General features: G+C 33.8%; 16 protein-coding genes. 8 read left to right on the forward strand and 8 right to left on the reverse strand.

Features of this window, described 5'->3' with window-relative positions:
• Positions 1–8: 8 nt before the first annotated feature.
• Entirely contained in the window at positions 9–1,331 is a 1,323-nt protein-coding gene (locus CHELV3228_RS06985; protein WP_082200299.1) for an ATP-dependent DNA helicase, read from the reverse strand.
• Between the two features lie 49 nt (positions 1,332–1,380).
• On the opposite strand from CHELV3228_RS06985, the gene CHELV3228_RS06990 reads away from it, so the two are divergent.
• Positions 1,381–2,727, forward strand: a complete 1,347-nt coding sequence (locus tag CHELV3228_RS06990) for an SH3 domain-containing C40 family peptidase (RefSeq protein WP_082200300.1) — start codon at positions 1,381–1,383, stop codon at positions 2,725–2,727.
• Here the strand turns inward: CHELV3228_RS06990 and CHELV3228_RS06995 are convergent.
• Positions 2,705–3,565, reverse strand: a complete 861-nt coding sequence (locus tag CHELV3228_RS06995; RefSeq protein ID WP_082200301.1) for a D-amino acid aminotransferase — start codon at positions 3,563–3,565, stop codon at positions 2,705–2,707. The two genes, CHELV3228_RS06990 and CHELV3228_RS06995, sit on opposite strands and share 23 nt — an antisense overlap.
• 77 nt (positions 3,566–3,642) lie before the next feature.
• On the opposite strand from CHELV3228_RS06995, the gene CHELV3228_RS07000 reads away from it, so the two are divergent.
• A complete protein-coding gene (locus tag CHELV3228_RS07000) occupies positions 3,643–4,140 on the forward strand; it encodes a hypothetical protein (RefSeq protein ID WP_082200302.1) in 498 nt (165 codons plus the stop codon).
• Here CHELV3228_RS07000 and CHELV3228_RS07005 read toward each other — a convergent pair.
• Both CHELV3228_RS07005 and rsmH read right to left on the reverse strand, forming a co-directional pair.
• On the reverse strand, positions 4,128–5,093 hold the full coding sequence (locus tag CHELV3228_RS07005; RefSeq protein WP_082200303.1) for a hypothetical protein: 966 nt from the start codon (positions 5,091–5,093) through the stop codon (positions 4,128–4,130). The genes CHELV3228_RS07000 and CHELV3228_RS07005 overlap by 13 nt on opposite strands.
• A gap of 6 nt (positions 5,094–5,099) precedes the next feature.
• Positions 5,100–6,014 carry a 16S rRNA (cytosine(1402)-N(4))-methyltransferase RsmH gene (rsmH, locus tag CHELV3228_RS07010; RefSeq protein WP_082200304.1) on the reverse strand — a complete coding sequence of 305 codons (915 nt, stop codon included), beginning with the start codon at positions 6,012–6,014 and terminating at the stop codon, positions 5,100–5,102.
• A 135-nt stretch (positions 6,015–6,149) separates the two neighbouring features.
• Here rsmH and CHELV3228_RS07015 point away from each other — a divergent pair, with 135 nt between their 5' ends.
• The 6 genes from CHELV3228_RS07015 to CHELV3228_RS07040 all read left to right on the forward strand — a co-directional run bounded on the left by CHELV3228_RS07015 (position 6,150) and on the right by CHELV3228_RS07040 (position 16,870).
• Positions 6,150–7,655, forward strand: a complete 1,506-nt coding sequence (locus tag CHELV3228_RS07015) for a peptidylprolyl isomerase (protein ID WP_082200305.1) — start codon at positions 6,150–6,152, stop codon at positions 7,653–7,655.
• 9 nt (positions 7,656–7,664) lie between these two features.
• Entirely contained in the window at positions 7,665–9,047 is a 1,383-nt protein-coding gene (gene ftsA / locus CHELV3228_RS07020; RefSeq protein WP_082200306.1) for a cell division protein FtsA, read from the forward strand.
• A gap of 434 nt (positions 9,048–9,481) precedes the next feature.
• Complete coding sequence (locus tag CHELV3228_RS07025) at positions 9,482–11,446, forward strand: multiheme c-type cytochrome (protein ID WP_082200307.1); 1,965 nt, start codon at positions 9,482–9,484, stop codon at positions 11,444–11,446.
• 38 nt (positions 11,447–11,484) lie between these two features.
• The gene (locus tag CHELV3228_RS07030; RefSeq protein WP_082200308.1) at positions 11,485–13,548 is read left to right on the forward strand and encodes a rhodanese-like domain-containing protein; all 2,064 of its coding nucleotides are present in this window, start codon (positions 11,485–11,487) and stop codon (positions 13,546–13,548) included.
• A gap of 42 nt (positions 13,549–13,590) precedes the next feature.
• Entirely contained in the window at positions 13,591–14,175 is a 585-nt protein-coding gene (locus CHELV3228_RS07035) for a SoxW family protein (protein WP_082200309.1), read from the forward strand.
• On the forward strand, positions 14,168–16,870 hold the full coding sequence (locus CHELV3228_RS07040) for a cytochrome c biogenesis protein CcsA (protein ID WP_082200310.1): 2,703 nt from the start codon (positions 14,168–14,170) through the stop codon (positions 16,868–16,870). The genes CHELV3228_RS07035 and CHELV3228_RS07040 overlap by 8 nt, the downstream gene beginning before the upstream one ends.
• 41 nt (positions 16,871–16,911) lie before the next feature.
• Here the strand turns inward: CHELV3228_RS07040 and lysA are convergent, their stop codons facing one another.
• The 4 genes from lysA to CHELV3228_RS07060 are packed head-to-tail and all read right to left on the reverse strand — an operon-like array spanning position 16,912 to position 20,255.
• Entirely contained in the window at positions 16,912–18,114 is a 1,203-nt protein-coding gene (gene lysA / locus CHELV3228_RS07045; RefSeq protein ID WP_082200311.1) for a diaminopimelate decarboxylase, read from the reverse strand.
• A gap of 10 nt (positions 18,115–18,124) precedes the next feature.
• Positions 18,125–19,177, reverse strand: coding sequence for an LptF/LptG family permease (locus tag CHELV3228_RS07050; protein ID WP_082200312.1), 1,053 nt, complete (start codon positions 19,175–19,177; stop codon positions 18,125–18,127).
• 2 nt (positions 19,178–19,179) lie between these two features.
• Positions 19,180–19,722, reverse strand: a complete 543-nt coding sequence (gene pth, locus CHELV3228_RS07055; protein WP_082200313.1) for an aminoacyl-tRNA hydrolase — start codon at positions 19,720–19,722, stop codon at positions 19,180–19,182.
• A complete protein-coding gene (locus CHELV3228_RS07060) occupies positions 19,719–20,255 on the reverse strand; it encodes a 50S ribosomal protein L25/general stress protein Ctc (RefSeq protein ID WP_082200314.1) in 537 nt (178 codons plus the stop codon). Before CHELV3228_RS07060 ends, pth begins: the two co-directional genes overlap by 4 nt.
• Positions 20,256–20,284: the final 29 nt, after the last annotated feature.

Here is a 20,284-nt window from a genome sequence, read left to right on the forward strand (position 1 = left end):
AAATCCTTTCAAAATTCTAAATCAACAAAATGATTTTCCTTATAAAAACAACTCACACTCTCGTCAAATTTTAACGCCCTCTCAAAATAAGTTCTAAAATCCCAACTTTTAGAATACAAAATTTTAAGATTTAAAGGGTCGGTAGCTCTTGAAAGTGCCACATAAAGCTGTCCATTTTCAAAAATGTTATCAATATCGCACACAAGTTTTTCTATGCTCATTCCCTGTGATTTGTGTATAGTAATGGCATAGGCTAATTTTATAGGATACTGCACCGCACAAGCCCTAATGCTTAAATCAAGCTCATCATCCTCACTTTGCAATTCGCTCAAAGTGAAGGTATAAGGCTCTAAAAGTATCATTTGTCCGTTATTTTTCATAATCTGCAAAAACACCCCTCGCTCATCCTCCACAATCCCCTCAACTACCCCTTGTTCGCCATTATAATAATTTTGCTCGAAATTGTTCATACAAAAAATGATTCTAGCCCCAATTTTTACCTTAAGCTCTTCCAAAATTCCAAGTCCGCTAACCCACGCCTTAAATTGTCCATCGCTTAAATTTGTATCCCTTTTTTCAAATTGAGCTTTAAAACTTAATAGTGGTGCATTTATCTTGGCTAATTTTTGTTCGTTTATAAAATTAACCTTCTTATTTATCCCACAAAGCAAGGTAAAACTATCATCTAAATCCTTTAAATCTTGCGTTTTAACAAGAAATTTTTCAAAATAATGAAGCGTTTGCTCTTTTAAGTAACCCTCACGCAAAAGAGATAGATGCTCGTAAAATTCAGCATTATTTGTTCTTTTTGGCACGGAAAGCTTGACATTTTTAAGTCTTAGCTCCTCCCAAAAAAGCGAAGCAAAAGCGTAGTAGGTATTAACAAATAAAGAATTTTGCTTTTCCTTTACCACTGGAGGCAACTGAAAAAAATCACCCACAAGCAAAATTTTTCCCGAAAAAGTCGAATTTTTAAGCCTTAACGCTACCATATCAAATACAATAGCACTTACCATAGAAATTTCATCGATAATAATTAAGTCAAGTTTGGAAAGCACTTTTTCTAATTTTTTAAGCTTTGCTCTTTGCAACCTATCATATTTTTTCAAATCCTCAAGGCTTTCCATCCTACCCAAACAAAAAAAACTATGTAGAGTAACACCACCTACATTAAGGGCGCTCAAAGCACTTGAGCCAAGAGCTATAAGTTTTTTATTTTGATTTCTATAAGAAATTTTAAGCTGATTTGTCAAAAAACTCTTACCAACACCAGCTCCGCCACTTAAAAAAACATTATGATGTCGCAAAATTTTTTCTAATTTATCAAGCATTATGTTTCCTTAAAGTATAATTATAGCTATTTATTGTAAAAGGTTGATAATGCGTTTTATTTTATGTTTTTTAGGTCTTTTTTTTATCGCTTGCTCCACCCACGAAACTCCAAAAAAACCTTTAGAAAATCCTATCTCAAAAGAAACAAATTCCTTTTATGCTAAATTAGAATATGAACAAAATTTAAGCATTCTCCCTACCTTAAATAGCAAATTAAATCCTAATGCAAAAAATTATAAAAAATCTTTCTTTACCCCTTGGCATAGTAGCTTTAAAAATCTTAAGAGTGCTGATTTATTTTGGTCTTTTGGGGTGTATAAAAGTGGCAATTATTATTTTTTCAATAAACAAAAAATCCCACTTTCTTGGTTTAATGCCAACATCAAAAATGCCAACACAAAAGCCCTAAACTCACTCAATCAAAAAGCCCTAGTCGTGCAAAATACTATCTTAAAAAATTTCCCAACACAAAAAGCAATTTTGAAAAATCCTTTTTTGCAAAGCGAGGGAATTCCATTTGATTATGCAAGCGATTCTGTTTTGAATGCGGGTAGTGCGGTTTTAATCTCGCATCTAAGCCTTGATAAACGCTACGCTTTTGTAATGAGTGAAAGCGGCTTTGGCTTTGTGGAGCGAAAAGATTTGGAAATTTTTAGCGATAAAAGAGCAAAAATTTATGAAAATTTAAATTTCATCACTCCACTCAAGGAAAAAGCAGCTGTTTTAGATGAAAGTGGCAAATTCTTTTTTGAAACACGCATAGGTGCGCTTTATCCTTACTACAAAAGCGATTTAAAATATTATTATGGAAAAATAGGCGCTAAAAAATACAAAATAAGCAAAAAAATCGCCTCAACCTTCCCGCTAAAATTAAACGATATGCATTTTAAAAGTCAAATCGCAGAGCTTTTATCCTTGCCTTATGGCTGGGGAGGATATGATTTTGAAAGGGATTGTTCTTTGTTTTTAAGAGATATTTTTGCCCCTTTTGGAATTTATTTACCGCGTAATTCTTTAGCACAAAATAAAACTTTCAAAAATTACGACATTAGCTTTCTAAGTAGTGAAAAGAAAAAAGAATTGCTTAAGAAATTTGCAAAACCTTACGCTACACTGCTTTATATGAAAGGACACATTATGCTTTATGCTGGAGAGCTAGGTGATAAAAGCGTGGCACTGCATAGCATTTGGGGATTAAGGCTAGATGATAAAGACAAAAGACTTTTGATAGGACAAAGTGTATTTACAAGTCTTGAAATCGGCAAAAATCAAATTCCAAAAGAAAATCTACTCTTAAGCAAACTCTCCCACCTTTCCTTTTTGAAACTGAGCGAGGAAGAAGATTTAAAGCTTAAAAACTATCTTTTTAAGCTTAACCCTGAGCTTCGGCAGTGATTTTCTCCACATACTTAGCCCTTAATTTTGGCACAAATTCGCCAACCTTACCGCCATTTATAAGCCTGTCATCAGCCTTTACAACGCTAAGAAGTAAAAGCGTGGCTGCCGAGATGAACACCTCATCTGCTTCATAAACTTCTTGCATACTAAAAGCTCTTTGCTCTATCTTTAAGCCAAGTTCACCAGCAAATTTAAGGATATTTTGCCTTCTAATCCCCGGTAAAATCGCGTTTGAAAAAGGCTTAGTAACAAGAGTTTTATTTTTAATGATAAACGCAGAAGCACTTGAAGCCTCATTAACCTTACCATTTTCTATCATAAAAGCCTCAAACGCTCCAGCCAAAACAGCCTGTTCTTTAGCGTAGCATTGTGCTAAAAGTGAGATGGATTTAATATCACGCCTTTTCCAACGCAAATCAGGCACACTAATCACGCTAACACCCTCTTCAAATTCATTCTTTAAGACATTGCATTCAAAAACAAAAGCCGTAATGGTGGGCTTAAGATTCTTAACAAAGCTAAATTCCCTAGACGCCACACCCCTGGTTACTTGCATATAAATTCCGCCCTCTTTAAGCAAATTTTTAGCGGTTAATTCGTTTAAAATTGCTTCAAATTCCTCTTTTTCATAAGGAAAATTAAGCTTTATAGCCTCCAAACTTCTCGTAAATCTTTGCCAAAATTCCTCTTTATCGACCATCTTGCCAAAAATAACAGGCACAACTTCATAAATTCCATCGCCAAAGATAAAACCCCTATCAAAAACGCTTATCTTTGCTTCATCTTTTGGCAAAAATTCTCCATTTAAAAAAACAAATTCTTTTTCTCGCATCATTTCAAAGCCTTTTTTGCTTAATTATACTCCAAATTTATGCTAAAATACGCCAAATTTAAATCAAAAAAGAAGTCAAAATGAAAAAATTTAAAGATTTTAGCCTTAATTTCCTTTTCAAAATTTCCAAGCACCCTGTGCTTTTAAGAGATTTACTAGAATCAAATGTCCTATTTAACGAAGGTATGCTTATAGACCCAGCCAAATTAAATTTCAAAATTAAAACACTTAATGCTTATATTTATTATGGGATTTTATGCCTTGTCGTTTTACTTCCCCTACTCGTTATAACGCATTATTTTTTCACGCTTTTGGATTTTCATATCAGCATCATTAGTGCGGTTTTGGTTACCGCTTTTGTATTTATAGGTTTTGATATTTTTAAGCTTTACGCAAGGAAAATCATATCAAAAAAGCTTATCTTAAAAGCGTGGCAAAACCATTTTCCCTGCTTTGCTTATGAAAAATATTCGCAAATTGTAGAAGAAATTTACAAACAAGCCCTAGAAGAGGAAGTGCCAAAAAACTCACTTGAACAATATGTCTTAGAAAAAATCGTTCAATATCACTCTAAATAATCTAAAATTTGATTTTGAAAACGCATATTTTCCAAACGCCTTTTAAGCTCTTTATTTTCTTCATTTAGCACACTTTCCTCCGCTTTTAGTGTGGCAATTTCTCTACTTAGATAATAAATTTGATTGCGTATATAAATTTGCGGCGCAAATAAAAATAAAGCAAAAGTAATCAACAAACTCGCAAAAAGCAAATGATTCGCATTTAAATTTCTGTCTTCTTTCGTTGCATTACTAAACCCCTCAAGCAAAGTATTTTTAGCCTCTAAAGCCTTAATGTCTAATTCTTTTGTGGTAGCGATGGGCTGAGTGTTAGTCTCTTTTTCTATCAGTTTTAAAGGCTTTTCCTCCACCTTTTTAAATTCCGCCTTAATTTTCGTTTCTTTTTTTTCAGCTTTTAAATCAATTTTTTGTGGAGCTTGGGATTTTGAAACTGAAATTTTAGGATTTGCATTGAAAGAAGTTGGCTTGATTTGATTTAAATTTGAAGATTCTTTTGTAGTGTTAATTTGAGTTAAGGTTTCTTTTTTGAGAGCTTGCTCTACTTTTTTTACTCTTTTAAAACTAAAAGTAAAACTTCTCTTTTTCTCACCTTTTACTTTTTTATTTTCAGTTTTTACACTTTCTTTTTCTTCCTTTTTGTTTTCTTTTGCCCTCTTTTTCCCCTTAAAATAAACAAAAAATTTAGAACCTAAGGGCTGTCTCTCTTCTAATTTGACATTAATTAAATCTTCTTTAAGATAAATGTTGGATTTTTTCGCCGAATTTGGCTCAAAAAATTCTTCGTTAAGCAAATTTTGTCGCTTGTTTTTTACGCGTCTTCTTAGAATATCATCGCTAGAAATTTCTTTTTTAAGTTCCTCATCCATAGGAATTCCACGCGTCATCGCACGCGAATATTTAAGCATTTTTTGGCGTATATTTTGCTTTTCTTTTAAAAAATCTTCTTCTAACATCAACTCTCACTTAAAATAAAAAGCTCGCATTTTCGCACAAGAAGAACGCGGATTACTTTTTTTCTCAATTTCACTTGGAGTTATGGGCTTTTTGGTTAAAATTTCACCCAAGCTATGATTTGCTCCACATTCACAACGCAATGCCCTTTCATTGCAAATGCAAGCCTTAGCCCACTTTTTAAAATAATTTTTTACCACTCTATCCTCTAAAGAGTGGAAGCAAATTATAGCCAAAATGCAGTCTTTTAGATTCAAATTTTCCAGTTTTTGTAAAAAAAGCTCTAAAACCTCTAGTTCTCTATTTACCTCTATCCTTAAAGCTTGAAAAGCCAAAATGGCACGAGGTATTTTTCTATTTCTAAGTCTTGTGTCGCCCAGAATTTCACAAAGCTCTTTCGCACTTTTTAACTCTTTTTTTGCTCTCGCTCGAACAATTTTTTCCGCCAACAAATCTCCATCTCTTAACTCGCCGTAAGTTTTAAAAATCTCAGCAAGTTTTTCTTTTGGATAAAAATTTACAACCTCAAAAGCACTTAACTCTTGACTTTTATCCATTCTCATATCTAAAAAATTAGAATGCACAGAAAAGCCTCTTTCATTTTTATCTAAGTGCAAAGATGAAACACCAATATCTGCAAGTATGCCTCTTAAATTTCCCGGCTCAATCTGCTCTAAAATTTGTGAAAAATTCGTATGATGTAACTTAATTCTCGTGCTGAAATTTTCTAAACGCTTTTTAGAGAATTTCAATGCTTCCATATCTTGGTCGCAAGCGATTAAGTGTAAATTTGGATGCGTCTTAAGTATCATTTCGCTATGCCCCGCATAACCCAAAGTGCAATCTAAAAAAGTCCCCTCATCAATCTTTTGAAAAAGCACATTAACTTCTCGCGCTAAAACTGGGATATGTGGAATTTGCAAAATCTATCCTTAAGCTTATTTTCCGCATTATAGCTTAATTGGGTAAAAAGTAATGAAATATTTAAAAAATTAAAGCTTGTTTAAAACTTATTTGATAAAATAAAAGCTTTATAAAAATGCTGAGAGGAATATTATATGCTTACTTGGATGCAACACCATAAGAAATATCTGGTCGTAACTATATGGATTAGCGTAATTGCCTTTGTTGGGGCTGGTGTTGTGGGCTGGGGGGCATATGATTATAACCAAAATAGAAATAGTTCTGTCGCTGTTGTAGGTGATGAAAAAATCTCTTTTGTGGAATTTAATCTAAGATATAACCAAATCTATGGTTACTATAATCAAATTAGCAATGGAAAATTGGACGAAGAAAATGCTGAAAAGTTAGGGCTTAAAGATTTAGCATTAAATTCTCTCATCGAAGACAAACTTTTGCTCAATTTTGCTAAAAGCTTGGGGCTTTGGGCTAATGAAAAGGAAGTCATACAAGAACTTTCTGGGGCAGAAGAATTTCAAAATGTTAATGGAATTTTTGATAAAAATATTTACTACGCCATTTTAAAACAAAACAACATACTTTCTAAGAATTATGAGCAAATTTTAAGCGATAAAATTATTCTTAACAAACTCAATAAAATTTTTGAATTGCCCAGCAAGGAAAATGAATTGCAAATGTTGGCAGCAAGTTATTTTATGCAAGATGCTTTAGAAATATCCAAAATAAGCCTTGACAAAAAAGATTTAGCCGTCGATGAAGTCGCACTCAAAAAACTATGGGAAGCCCATAAGGATAATTTTAAAACACAAAAAAACTACGAGCTTTCCAGCTATTTTATCGAAGCGAAAAAGGCTAATTTTACACAAGATGAACTCAAAGCTTTTTACGAGGATGAAAATAACAAATTTAAATATAAAGCCCAAGATGGCAAAATTTTAGATTTTGAAGTAGCCAAAGAAATGGTGATAAAGGATTTAAGCTTAGAAAAAACAAAAAATTTAGCTAACGAGAAATTTGTCGCCTTGAGAAATCAAAAAGATAGTTTTCAAAAAGATTTAAACATTAGTGAAAGTGATAAAACCTATCCGCTCGAACTCCTAGCAAAGGCTAAAAATAACGATATTTTAAAACCTCTAGTTTGGCAAGAATGTGAAGGTAAAATTTGCAAAGATGGTTTTATCATCTTACGTTTAAACAAGGTAAATCCTGTGCGCGTCAAAAATTTCGAAGAAGCAAAAGCTGAAGTTTTACCACTTTATTATAGTGAAGAAGCAAAGAAAGCCCTTGAAGAAAAAGCCCAAAAAGCATTAAATAATTTCAGCGGTATAGAGCTTGACTTTGTCAGCAGAAATTCTATCAAAGATTCTAAAAAAATTAGTGATGAAATGCTAAATAATGCCGAATTTAGCTTCTTTCTTTCGCAAGTTTTTAACTCCGAACAAAATAGCTCTTATGTGCTAATTGATGATAAAAAAGCTATACTTTATAGGATTAAAAAACAAAAATTAAATCCAAATAAGCAAGATTTTAATCAATACAAAACAATGCTGGAACCAAGCTTAAAGTCTCTTAAAAGTAATGAAATTAAGCAAGAGCTTTTGGAAGAATTAAAAAAGACATACAAGATTAAAATTTATCACTAAGGGAAAAATGTGAATATATTAGGAATTGACTTAGGCTCAACGCAAACTTGCGCTATCATCGCTCAAAAAGATGAAGACGGACTTAAAATTATAGGCTTTGCAAAAACAAAAACAAGTGGAGTGAAAAAGGGTGCCATTACTAATATAGAATTAGCCTCAAAATCCATAGAAGAAGCTGTTAGTAGTGCTGAAATGATGAGCGGAGTGCATTATGATAAGGTCGTTGTTTCCATTTCTGGTGCTTATACCAAAAGTGTTGATAGTGTGGGCGTTGTTAATATCCCAAACCACGAAATCGGCATTAAAGAAATTCACAGGGCTGTAAGCACGGCTAAACATACAGCAAATTTGCCAAGTGGATATGAGATTATCCATGTTTTACCTTATAATTTCAAAATCAACGACTTAGAACATGTTGATGACCCTTTAGGGATGAGCGGAAATCGTCTTGAAGTCTCAACACACATTGTTATCTCACAAGAATCACACATTAAAAATTTGAAAAAAGCCGTAGAGTTGGCTGATTTACGCGTGGACAATATCGTTCTTTCAGGCTATGCCTCATCTATAGCTTGTTTGGACGATAGTGAAAAAGAACTTGGTGCGGTTTTAATCGATATGGGTGGAGCAATTTGCGATATGGTAGTGCATATGGGAAATTCAATACGCTATAACGACTGCTTACAAATAGGCTCAATTAATATTACGCAAGATTTATCCATCGCCTTGCACGCACCACTAAAAGAAGCGGAGAAAGTGAAGCTTAACTACGCTGCTTTTTCTACACAACCAAATGTCCTCATACAGGTTCCAGCTATGGGAGATGAAAAAAAGGTTAATGAATATGCCCTTGATGCCGTCTCTAATGTGATTTATGCAAGAACTGAAGAAACTTTAATGATTTTAGCAAAAATTTTAAGCGACAATCGGTATGCCAATAGCACAGGCGGAGGCGTAGTGCTAACTGGAGGTATGACAAAACTTGCAGGACTTGATGAGCTTGCTTCTGCCACTTTTGATAATAAATCTGTCCGCCTTGCAAATGCTAGAAAAGACTTAATCGGCGGCTTTAATGAAATTTTTAACGACCCAGAAAATACTTGCGCCATAGGACTTTGTCTTTATGGAGCTGGATATTTCACCCCTTATGAATTAGATTCTAATGAAAAATTAAGATATAAAGGCGAAATTGAAAATTTCAATCGCCAAATTAAACAAGAATTTATCCCTCAAAAAGAAGAAGAGGATGAAATACGAAATGAACTTTTCAATGATGATTTGCAGGAAAATGATGCGATAAGCATACAAGAGCAACTAGATTTTAAAGAAAATAAAGAAAAAAAGCCAAGTGTCTTTAGTAACATTTGGCATAAGATTATGAATCAATTTTAACTCATTTTAGAAAGGGAATGATAACCGCCCTTTCTTTGCGAGTTTCTAGGCAAGTCTTCTCTTATATAAAATCCTCAGTTTTCTCTATCTCACACTAAAAACAAAGCTTTGAAATTACTTTTTGTAATGCAATAATATCTTTAATTTAAAAAAAATTATAAAAATACACTTAAAAGCCTCTCAAAAATTTAGCTTTTTAAAAGTTAGTATTTCTCCAAAAATTGTTTAAAATTTCTTAGCAATATTTAAATAGGTTGCATTAATTTGTAGAGAATTTTTAAAAAAAATCATTTTTTTTTTTTGTTTTTATCAATTATTAAGCTTAATGATACTACATTTACATAAAAGTTAATAAAAATTAAATGAGATGATTTATATCTTAAATAATTTATTTCATTATATTAACTTAAAAATTAATTTATAAGGTGTATCTTATGAAGAAGTTCGTCCCTAAAGGAATGGTTTTAACTCTATTGCTTGGAATAGGGTTAAGTGCAAGTGGTGCGGAGAATTCAAATGTTCTCATTCAAGGACAAGCCGCACAAGATGGCAATACAAAGCCAAGGACTCTTGAGGGTTATGTCCATCAAGAAGATGCGTTTTTTAAATATTTAAAAGAGCATCACCCAATGTTTAAATATGAAAAAGAGGGGCGTATAGTTGGTAAATATGCTATCAGCGATAGAGAGGAAGAGTATGTAGAATTTTCTAATGGTCCTACTTTCGCAGAGCAAAATAATCTAGCTCACGCCTCGGTAACTTATCGTTTGGGAATGGAATCTTTCTTAGATTTTCCAAATAAATTCGTAGGTCCAAAAAAGTGCGGTGAGTGCCATCCAGCACAATATAAAGCTTGGGAAAGGTCACGCCACGCTAAAACAGTTCGTTTTCCAGATGAATTTGAAGAAGTGGGAAATGACTTAAAAAAACCTATGTATAACTCACAATCCACCATTTTACCAGATGGAATTTATCCAGATGATGTTTTTGCCGTCATTGGGACACCAAGAACAAAATATGGATTTGTCGATAAATGGCTAGTTCGCGGAACTTATCATATTGAAGATGGAAATCTTAGTAATATGACTGGAAAGCTTGTAGCTGGAGGAAACCAATTTTCAAGGCTTTGGAGTGAGTTCTTAACACCTGAAATGACTAAAAGAATAGCAGAATTTTCTCCAGGATTCCCTACCACTATGGAAGAATTTGGTGGCAACGGCTCACAAGTTTGGGGGACCAACTCTTATGCAGCAAAATATCGCCAAACTATGCTTTTCCAACCAGCAAGTGCATATTGCGAAACCTGTCATACTTTCAAATTTGACTTTAAAAGCAAAGAAGAGTTTTACAAAGCTTTAGGAAATGCTCAAGAGCTTAGAAAACACACCATCGCCAAAGGAATTTCTTGCGAAGAATGCCACGGAGCAGGCGCTCACCTTTATGGAGCTAGAGGTGCTGGTATGCCATCAAATTGCGAAAGATGCCACCAAAGATTTTCTTATAACGAAGAAGATGCTAAGAAAAATCCTAGAAAACCATTTAACGCATTTTTTAAGTCTAGTTGTCCAGCTTGTGGAACTGAGGGCGCACAAATGTATAGCTCAGAACATTATGATAAGGGTATGAGATGTTCAACTTGCCACGACCCACACGAGGTTACTTTTAATGATTGGAAAGATGGTTATACTAAAGTAGGACTTAAAAAAACTTGCACAGATTGCCACGATACACAAGCAAGCTTCTTTAAACAAGGTGGAATTCACTCTAAGGATAATTGCACCTCTTGCCATATGCCAAATATGATGAGTTGTGAGAATTTTGGAGCGGTTCAAAATCCTGATAAGGGTGGATTTGATAATGTTAGAGCCTCTCACATTTGGAAGATAAAAGTAGATAAAACTGCAAAATCTCTCAACCCACCAGAAGGTAAAGAAAGGTCACCAAAAACTCCTGGATGGACCATAGCTAGAGATGATGATGGAAGATTCTTCCTTGACCTTATGTGGGCTTGCGGACGCACAAGCTTTAGCGATCCAAATTTAATGGGACCTGGAGCAAGTGGATGTCATAGTGCAGTGCAGTCAAATCTGCCTAAGAAACTTCACTTTACAGACCAAGAGACCATCTATAATGTTGTTGTGGGTTGGCAAAAACCTGTTAAAGAAGGCTATGAAAATATCCTTAAAGGTGTAAAGGAAATCGATAAAGCTATGGCTGAAAATCCTAAACTTTCTGTGGAGAAAAAATCTCGTGTAATTACCCTAGCTAATCAAGCAAGAGCCATTGCGGAAAAATTACAAAAAGACGGCTCTTGGGGTGTTCATGGTCCTGTTTACTCTAAAAAAATAGTCGATGAAGCTTTGATTTATATACAAGAAGCTAAGAACATTTTAAAATAATTTTTCGCCCATTTTTGGGCGATTTTAAGGAGTAAATTTTGAAACGAAGTTTAGTAAAACTCATACTACTTGCTCTTTTTTGTTTTTTAAATCCCTCTTTATACGCTGATGGAAAAATTCAAATTGGTATAGTAGAAGGCGTAACTCCCATTAGTATGGGAGAGGCTGAAAAACTTTTAGGACAGAAAAATGTCTATTTTATCGATGTTAATCCAGATGAGGAAAGAAAACTTGCTGGTAATATACCAGATGCCATTTTAGTAGATTCTCAAAACTGGCAAAATTTATTACCAGATGATTTTAACGCTACTTTAATTTTTTATGGTTCTAATCGCTTTACTTTTGACGCCTCCAACCTTGCAAGTTTAAGTCAAAAGCTTGGTTACACCCGTGTTTATGTGATGCTAGATGGTATAGAATCGTGGGTGCTTTCAGGAAGAAAAGTTCATAAAGAGCAAATTGAAAAATGGCAAAGTGCTAAAAATCTGGATGATTTTAAAGATAGTATTCACTCAAGAATGTATTTTGGAAATACTCCAAGCTGTAGGGATTGCCACGGAAAGGGAGAAGATAAAAAATCCATCCGCTACAACAATGCTGCAAATTTAGAACTCATCAACAAAAATTGCGCAAGCTGCCATAAGGAAGTTGATAAAGAATTTAAGCATAGTATCCATCAAAATATCAACCAAATGGAACTTAGCAAAGAGGGTAAAAAAGCTCCAACTTGCACAACTTGCCACGATATTCACAGCAATGACCCTTTAATGAATGCAATGACCTTAAAGCAAAGAAGTGATTTTAAATGCGGTGAGTGCCATCAGGATAAACAAGACCGCTACCACGATACTTTCCACGGCAAGGCTATGGTTTTAAATAGCCCAGGTAGTGCGCCAAAAATCGCAGCTTGTTATGATTGTCACGGTAAGCACAATATTTTAAAGGTTGAAGATTTAAATTCAACACTATCACCTTTAAACCGCGTTCAAACTTGCGCACAATGCCATCCAAATTCTAATGAAAATTTTGCAAATTTCATCGCACACGCTGACCATACTGATGGAGAAAATTATCCTATGCTTCACGGAGCCTATATTTTTATGACAGCTTTAGTGATAGGAGTGTTTGTGTTCTTTGGTTTGCACACTTTACTTTGGAGCATAAGACTCATTTTGGCTAGACTTTCACACCCTGTGGAATGGAAAAAAGCAAAAGAAAATGCTCATAATGATAAGGTTTTAATCAAACGATTTACAACTTTCCATAAAATTCAGCACTTCTTTATGGCAGCAAGTTTCTTAGGCTTGGCTTTCTCGGGTCTGCCACAAAAATTTTATTCTGCTCCTTGGGCGCAAACTATGATAAATCTTATGGGTGGTCCTATCGGTGCGACTGTTGTGCATCATATTAGCGCTATCGTTATGTTTGCAGTCTTTTTCTCACATATTGGGGAAATTATGCTTGTGAATTGGAAAAGAAGAGATTTGGTGCGCGACCCACAAACAGGTAAGCTCGATAAAATGAAAATTTTAAGAGCGCTTTTTGGTCCAGATTCCTTAATGCCAAATTGGCAAGATTTTAGAGATATGAAGGCACACTTTAAATGGTTCTTTGGTATGGGCGAAAGACCGCAATTTGACCGCTGGACTTATTGGGAAAAATTTGATTATCTAGCTGTATTTTGGGGTATGTTTGTAATAGGGCTTTCGGGACTTGTTTTATGGTTCCCTACTTTCTTTAGCACCTTTTTACCGGGCTGGATGATTAATCTTTGCTCTTTAGTGCATTCTGATGAAGCTCTACTTGCGACAGGATTTATCTTTGCCATCCATTTCTTTAATACCCATTTTAGAGCGGATCGCTTCCCTATGGATATGGTAATTTTTTCAGGAACTCAAAGTGAAGCTGAAATCAAGCAGGAAAGAAGTGTTTATTATAAACGCCTGAAGGAAAGCGGAAAACTTGAGAGTCTATATGAGAAAAACTCCAAATTTAATTCTTATAAAGGCATAGCAAAGTTAGTAGGTTATTTAATGCTAATTACGGGAATGATTTTCTTATTCTTAATGATTTATGCTTTTATAGTAGATTTACTAAAATAATAATTGCCTAGATTTTCTAGGCAATTTAAAAGAAAGGATTTGATGTTTAAAAAACTGACTTTAGGATTTGTAGCATTATTATTTTGCGCTTGTAATGATGAAAAAATAGATGAAGCCATACTCTCAAAAGGAACACAAACTACGGAAAAACATAAACAAGATGCTAATAATCTTGATTTAAATTCTTACAAAGAAATTGCAGAATTTTTTAAGGACAATCAAAACATTGTTTTTTCCAACAAACCTGTATTGATTATCTTTAGTGCAAATAATTGCACCTATTGCGATAAATTAAAACACGAAATTCAAAACGATAAAGAAGTTCAAAATATCTTAAAAAACACATACAATTCTTATTATATTAACACGAGTTATCACAAAATCCATAATTATGATGATAAAAAAACAAGCACAGAAGAACTTGCAAAAGAATTTAACATAGACGCTACGCCTACTCTAGTTTTCTTTACCCCTAATCATAAAACCCTGCTGATTTATCCCGGTTTTATGAGTGCTAAGCGTCTTGCTTTAACTATGGAAATTTTAAAAGAGAAAGAAAACCACGAACTAAATAAAGATGAACTTTTTAAAAAACTTTTTTTAGCTTATAAGGAAAAAAATGTTTAAAAAAATCTTTTTTTCATTTTGGGCAAGTCTTATCTTACTTTTTATTTATGCTTTTTCTTGTGCGGTAGCGACTTTTGTGGAAAATGATTTTGGCACGAGTGCTGCTAAAGCTTTGGTTTATAACACTTTGTGGTTTGATATATTGCACATTTTACTTTTACTCAATCTTATAGGCATTATCTTCGCACATAAACTTTTACAAAGAAAAAAATACGCTTCCCTAATCTTACATAGTGCTTTTATAGTCATTTTGCTTGGGGCTGGTATTACGCGTTATTTTGGAGTAGAGGGCGGTATGCATATAAGAGAGGGAGAAAGCTCCAATACTATCGTTACAAGAGATGAATTTATAGCCTTAATGCTTTATAATGACGAGGGTAAAGTTGTAGAATATCAATCTTTTGGTATAGCTTTTAACCCCTTTCTTCATAATGATTTTGAAAAAAAGGTTTCTATGCCAAATAAAACAATAGATTTAAAATTGCTTGATTATAAAAAAGCCCCTGATGCAATGAGTAATCCCATCATCAAAATGCAAATTTCTTTTAATGGTGAAACTAAGGAAATTTTACTTACCCCAAACTATAATAATGAAAATGTTCTGCCTTTTAGATTAGGCGGTGAAATTTTTGCTTTAAATTGGGGACCAGAAGAGATTAAGCTTCCTTTCTCATTAAGTTTAAAAGATTTCATTCTAGATCGTTACGCGGGCTCTATGAGTCCCTCATCTTATGCTTCGGATATTGAAGTGGTTGATGAGGATAAAAGTTTTGAGTATAAAATTTTTATGAATAATGTTTTAGACTATGGTGGCTATCGTTTCTTTCAAAGCTCTTATGACCAAGATGAGCAAGGCACTATACTTTCTGTAAATAAAGACCCTGGTAAAATCCCAACCTATATAGGATACACCCTGCTTACTTTGGGTTTTTTGTGGATTTTATTTGCCAAAAATTCAAGGTTTCAAAAATTATCAAATTATCTTAAGAATCAAAAAAATCTTCTATTTATCATCATTTGCTTCTTTGCTCTACACACTAAAGGTTTTGCCGATGAAAATGCCTTAAGGCTAATTCAAAACATTAAAGATAATTCCACGAAGCACTCTATGCTTTTTGGAACTTTACTCGTTCAAGATTTTGATGGTAGAATAAAGCCTATCGATACTTTAGCGATGAATTATATCCACAAAATCACCAAAAAAGATGATTTTTTAGGCTTAAACTACAATCAAATTTTCCTTGGTATGATGATATACCCACAACACTTTAGACAAATTAAGATGATTAGCGTTAAAACTCCAAAACTAAAAGAGATTTTAGGGGTAGACAAAGATGAAAAATACCTCGCTTACGATGATGTTTTTGACGGAGATGATTATAAGCTTTCAAATTATATCGAAGAGGCAAATCGCAAAAAACCCGCACTAAGAAATCAATTTGACAAAGACATTTTAGCACTTGATGAAAAGATTAATACTGCTTTTTATATTTATAGTGGAGAAATTTTTAGGATATTTCCAGACCCAAGCCAAAGGACTTATACTTGGTATTCTCCAGCTACTTCTATGCCCTTTAGTTTAAAAGATATAGAAAATATACAAGGCTTATTGGCAAAGTATTTTTTTGATTTCGAGCAAGCTCTTAGCAGTAAAGATTTTTCTAAGGCTGATGAAGATTTAAAAAATCTTAAAAATTTCCAAAATTTTTATGGTGCAAATCTCATTCCCGCACCTACCCAAATCTCTTTAGAAATTTTTCTAAATCATTATAATATTTTTAATAACCTCACCCTAGTTTATCTTTTACTAGGTGGTGTGCTTTTCATCTTGCTTAGTTATGAAATTCTAAGTCTTAAAAAAGCATCTAAAATATTCAAAAGAAGCATTTTTGCTCTCATTACTTTAAGTGTTTTGGCTCACGCTTTAGCTCTAGCATTTCGTTGGTATGTGGGCGGTCACGCTCCTTGGAGTAATGCTTATGAAAGTATGATTTATATAGCTTTTGCTTGTGCTTTTTCGGGATTAATTTTTTATAAAAAATCCTCCCTAGCTCTTTGCACTGCAAGCATTATGGCGGGAATTTCGCTTTTTGTAGCTCATCTTGGCTTTATGGACCCGCAAATTACAAACCTTGTGCCTGTTTTAAAATCTTATTGGCTCAATATTCATGTTTCTATTATCACGGCAAGTTATGGATTTTTAGGACTTTGCTTTTTACTTGGCGTGTTTAGTTTAATTTTATTTATGCTAAGAAACCCTAAAAAAGCACAAATTGACCAAAGCATTTTAAATTTACACTGCATTAATGAAATGGCGATGATAATAGGACTTGCCCTGCTAACCGTAGGAAATTTTTTAGGTGGCGTTTGGGCAAATGAGAGTTGGGGAAGATACTGGGGCTGGGATTCTAAAGAAACTTGGGCTTTAATCTCTATCATTATTTATGCTATTATTTTGCACCTTAGATTTATCCCTAAATTTAACAATCCTTATGTTTTTGCAAGTGCAAGTATTTTAGGGTTTTATTCCATTTTAATGACTTATTTTGGGGTGAATTTTTATTTGTCTGGGCTTCATTCTTACGCAGCGGGCGATCCTATTCCTATTCCTAAATTTTTATATTTTTTCATTGCCTTTACAATCATTTTGATTATGGGAGCATTTTTTAAAAGAAGACTTAAAAGTCCTATATAAAATTTCTCCTTGAAAATTCCAAGGAGAAATTTCTTTAATGCTTAATCCAAACACTCTTCTTCTAAAGCTATTAAATCCTCAAATTTTTCCCTTTTACGCACCATTTTAACAACGCTATTTTCGATAGCAAGCTCACAAATTCTAGGACGCGTATTATAATTACTGCTCATAGTAAAGCCGTATGCTCCAGCTTCTTTGATTAAAACAATGTCCCCTCTCTCACTTTTTGGAAGCTTACGCCCCTTAGCGAAAAAATCTCCACTCTCACAAATTCCACCAACCACATCACAAAGGCTTGGCTCCCCTTTTGCATAAGGTAAAACTATCTCGTGATAAGCATTGTAAAGACTTGGGCGGATTAAATCATTCATCGCCGCATCAACAACCATAAAGCGTTTTTTAAGTGTATTCTTCTCATACAAAACGCTACATACAAGCGTTCCACTCTTTGCAACCAAAAAGCGTCCCGGCTCCAAGCCTATAGTTACATCAAGTCCGGTTAAACTTGCCAAAATTCCTTGCGCATAATCATACAAACAAGGTTCTTTTTCTCCCTCATAGCTTATGCCAAGTCCTCCACCCACATCAAAAAATTTAAGCTCGATTTTTAAAGCCTTTAATTCTCTTAATAGTTTTGCCACAATAAACGCTGCTTCGTGTATAGGTGCTACATCAAGCAATTGCGAACCTATATGAAAATGCACTCCAACAGGCTCTAAAAACGCACTTTTCGCAGCGTATAAATACATCTTTCTAGCTAAATCAATTTCCACTCCAAATTTATTTTCATTTAAACCCGTAGAAATATATGGGTGAGTTTTAGCATCAACATTTGGATTTACTCTTATAGAAATTCTTGCCTTGAGCTTAAGCTTTTTTGCCACACTTTCTAAAAGTAGCATTTCCTCTTCACTTTCTAAATTAATATACAAAATATCAAATTTTAAAGCTTGCTCTAACTCATCTTCACTTTTTCCAACTCCACTAAATATAATTTTATAAGGCTTTGCTCCTACCCTTAAAGCTCTTCTAACCTCCCCTATACTTACGCAGTCAAATCCACTATCAAGCCTCACCAACATTTGCAATAAGCTTAAATTAGAATTTGCCTTCATCGCATAAAAAATTTGTGATTTTCTTGCCTTAAAAACATCCTTAAGCTCTAAAAAGCGACTTTTTATCAAATCAAAATCATAAAGATAAAAGGGAGTTTTAAATTCTTCTTTCAATTTCAAATAATCCATAAAATTCTCCTTAACGCTTTTTAAATAACATCACCAAAGCAGCAAAAGCTAAAAGTAAATTTGGCAAAATAATACCGAATTCACCACTTATCACTCCATTTTCACTCAGCCTTAAAAGCACAAATAACCCTCCCCAAACCACAAGCGTTACGATAAAAGCGATAAAAGCGATAAAGGCAAGGTTAAAAAAACGCGCAATCGCTGGAAAATAATAATACATTATCAGCATCAAAAAGGGTGCAAAAAAGGGTGCAAAAATAAGCTTGTAAAGGGTGATTTTCAAATTTCTCGTGTTGAGCTCTTGAGAATTAAATAAAACCAAACTTTGATAAGCATCATAAATTGAATACTCTCTACCACTTGCCACGCTTTGAGCAACTTTTGGCTTAAACCCCTCCAACGCTTCCAAACTTGTGAAATTTTCGCTCTTATAACCATTTTCTCCCAAGACAAACTTTTGAGGAATGTGCGTAATATTTCCGTCCCTTAAAAGCCAAGAATCTTCATTAAATAAAGCACGATTTGCTTGGATAAAATGGCTTAAATTTTCATCCTTTAGAGCAAAAATTTTAATCTCCCTAGCCAATCCATCATCTAAACTTTTAACATAAACAAATTCTTCATTGAATTTCAAAAAAATATCACCACTTTTTTTATTTAAAGTGCCGTTATTAAGTATGCTTCTTTTAAATTCATTTGCATACGCAAAAGATGTAAAGTTAAATCCAACATAAATAAAACAAAAAAACAAAGCCCATAAAAAAGGATAAATAACCACCCTATTTTTACTCAGACCTAAAGCATAAAGACTAACCAATTCATTATTTCTTATCATAGTTAAAAAGGACAAAACAAGAGAAAAAATTAAAGAAATGGGTAAAATATAAGTTACGGCACTAAAACCAACAAACAAAACATAAAGCAAAATTAAGTTAGCAGAGTCGGGTAAATCTTTAAAATTTAAAAGCATATCTACGCCGCAATAAAACCCAAGCAAAGCAAAAAATAAAATAAAAAAATTCTTAAGATAAATGGTTGAGATAAAATAAAAAAATACACCCATCATCAAGCTTTCAAACTATAAAGTGAAGAAATTTTTGCCAAATCGCCACCTTGCATAAGTTCAAGCAAAGATTCCTTAGCCTTTAATAAAACCTCATCCAAAATCACACTTTCCTCACTTGTAAATTGCCCTAAAACATGAGCAATGGTATCCCTACCTCTTCCTACACCTATACGCACTCTCTCATAATCATTTCCACACAAACTATCTACACTTTTAAGCCCATTATGTCCGCCACTTGAGCCGCCTTTTTTAAAACGCAAAGCGCCTAGATTCAAGTCGATATCATCGTGAATAACAATCAAACGCTCACACTTATAAAAATCAAGAACAGATTTAACACTAAAGCCAGAATGATTCATATAAGTATGAGGCTTAAGAAGTAAAGAAGAGCCTAGTTTATGAAGCTCTCCTTTGAATTTGGAGTGAGATAAAAGGCTAGTTTGACTTTCTTTTATAAGTAAGTCAATCAGCATAAAGCCTACATTATGACGCGTGTTTTCATACTCGCGTCCTATATTTCCAAGTCCTACGACTAATGTCATCTCGCTTTTTCTACGCCGACAACCGCCACCCTATCTGCTTCGATAATACTCACGCCCTGTGGAACAACTATATCTTTAACAAGCAAAGCATCACCCACATCAAGCTTACTTACATCAAGCTCAAAGAAATTTGGTAAATTCTCAGCCGCACATTTAACCTTTAGGCGTCTTTTAGATTGGATTAAAACACCCTTATTTTTAAGACCTATCGCAGTTCCACTAACTTTTACTGGAACCATATACTTAGATACCACTCCCTTTTGAGCAACTTTTAAATCCACATGCTTTAAATCGCTCGTAACAGGATCCTTTTGATAATCCACAACCACAACGCTCAAAGTCTTAGCACCGACCTTAACATCAAAGATAAGAGTGGTTTTTTTACGCACTTCTTTAATAAAATCATTAACCTTAAAAGCCGCGTGGATATTCTCCAAGCCTTTACCATAGATGTTTGCAATTAGATAACCATCTCTTTTTAAAGCTTTTGCCGCTTTTCTACCGATACTCTCTCTAACGATACCTTCTAACATCTTTTTCCTTTCTAAAAAAAATAAAGCGA

Source organism: Campylobacter helveticus, assembly GCF_002080395.1.
Lineage (GTDB): Bacteria > Campylobacterota > Campylobacteria > Campylobacterales > Campylobacteraceae > Campylobacter_D > Campylobacter_D helveticus.

Excerpts from the sequence above, each read along its gene's own strand:
- CHELV3228_RS06990 (WP_082200300.1), top strand. The coding sequence starts at position 1,381 with ATGCGTTTTATTTTATGTTTTTTAGGTCTTTTTTTTATCGCTTGCTCC.
- CHELV3228_RS07035 (WP_082200309.1), top strand. The coding sequence starts at position 13,591 with ATGTTTAAAAAACTGACTTTAGGATTTGTAGCATTATTATTTTGCGCT.
- CHELV3228_RS07040 (WP_082200310.1), top strand. The coding sequence starts at position 14,168 with ATGTTTAAAAAAATCTTTTTTTCATTTTGGGCAAGTCTTATCTTACTT.
- CHELV3228_RS06985 (WP_082200299.1), bottom strand. The coding sequence starts at position 1,331 with ATGCTTGATAAATTAGAAAAAATTTTGCGACATCATAATGTTTTTTTA.
- CHELV3228_RS07050 (WP_082200312.1), bottom strand. The coding sequence starts at position 19,177 with ATGGGTGTATTTTTTTATTTTATCTCAACCATTTATCTTAAGAATTTT.
- CHELV3228_RS06995 (WP_082200301.1), bottom strand. The coding sequence starts at position 3,565 with ATGATGCGAGAAAAAGAATTTGTTTTTTTAAATGGAGAATTTTTGCCA.
- CHELV3228_RS07025 (WP_082200307.1), top strand. The coding sequence starts at position 9,482 with ATGAAGAAGTTCGTCCCTAAAGGAATGGTTTTAACTCTATTGCTTGGA.
- pth (WP_082200313.1), bottom strand. The coding sequence starts at position 19,722 with ATGACATTAGTCGTAGGACTTGGAAATATAGGACGCGAGTATGAAAAC.
- CHELV3228_RS07005 (WP_082200303.1), bottom strand. The coding sequence starts at position 5,093 with ATGTTAGAAGAAGATTTTTTAAAAGAAAAGCAAAATATACGCCAAAAA.
- CHELV3228_RS07060 (WP_082200314.1), bottom strand. The coding sequence starts at position 20,255 with ATGTTAGAAGGTATCGTTAGAGAGAGTATCGGTAGAAAAGCGGCAAAA.
- lysA (WP_082200311.1), bottom strand. The coding sequence starts at position 18,114 with ATGGATTATTTGAAATTGAAAGAAGAATTTAAAACTCCCTTTTATCTT.
- CHELV3228_RS07015 (WP_082200305.1), top strand. The coding sequence starts at position 6,150 with ATGCTTACTTGGATGCAACACCATAAGAAATATCTGGTCGTAACTATA.
- CHELV3228_RS07000 (WP_082200302.1), top strand. The coding sequence starts at position 3,643 with ATGAAAAAATTTAAAGATTTTAGCCTTAATTTCCTTTTCAAAATTTCC.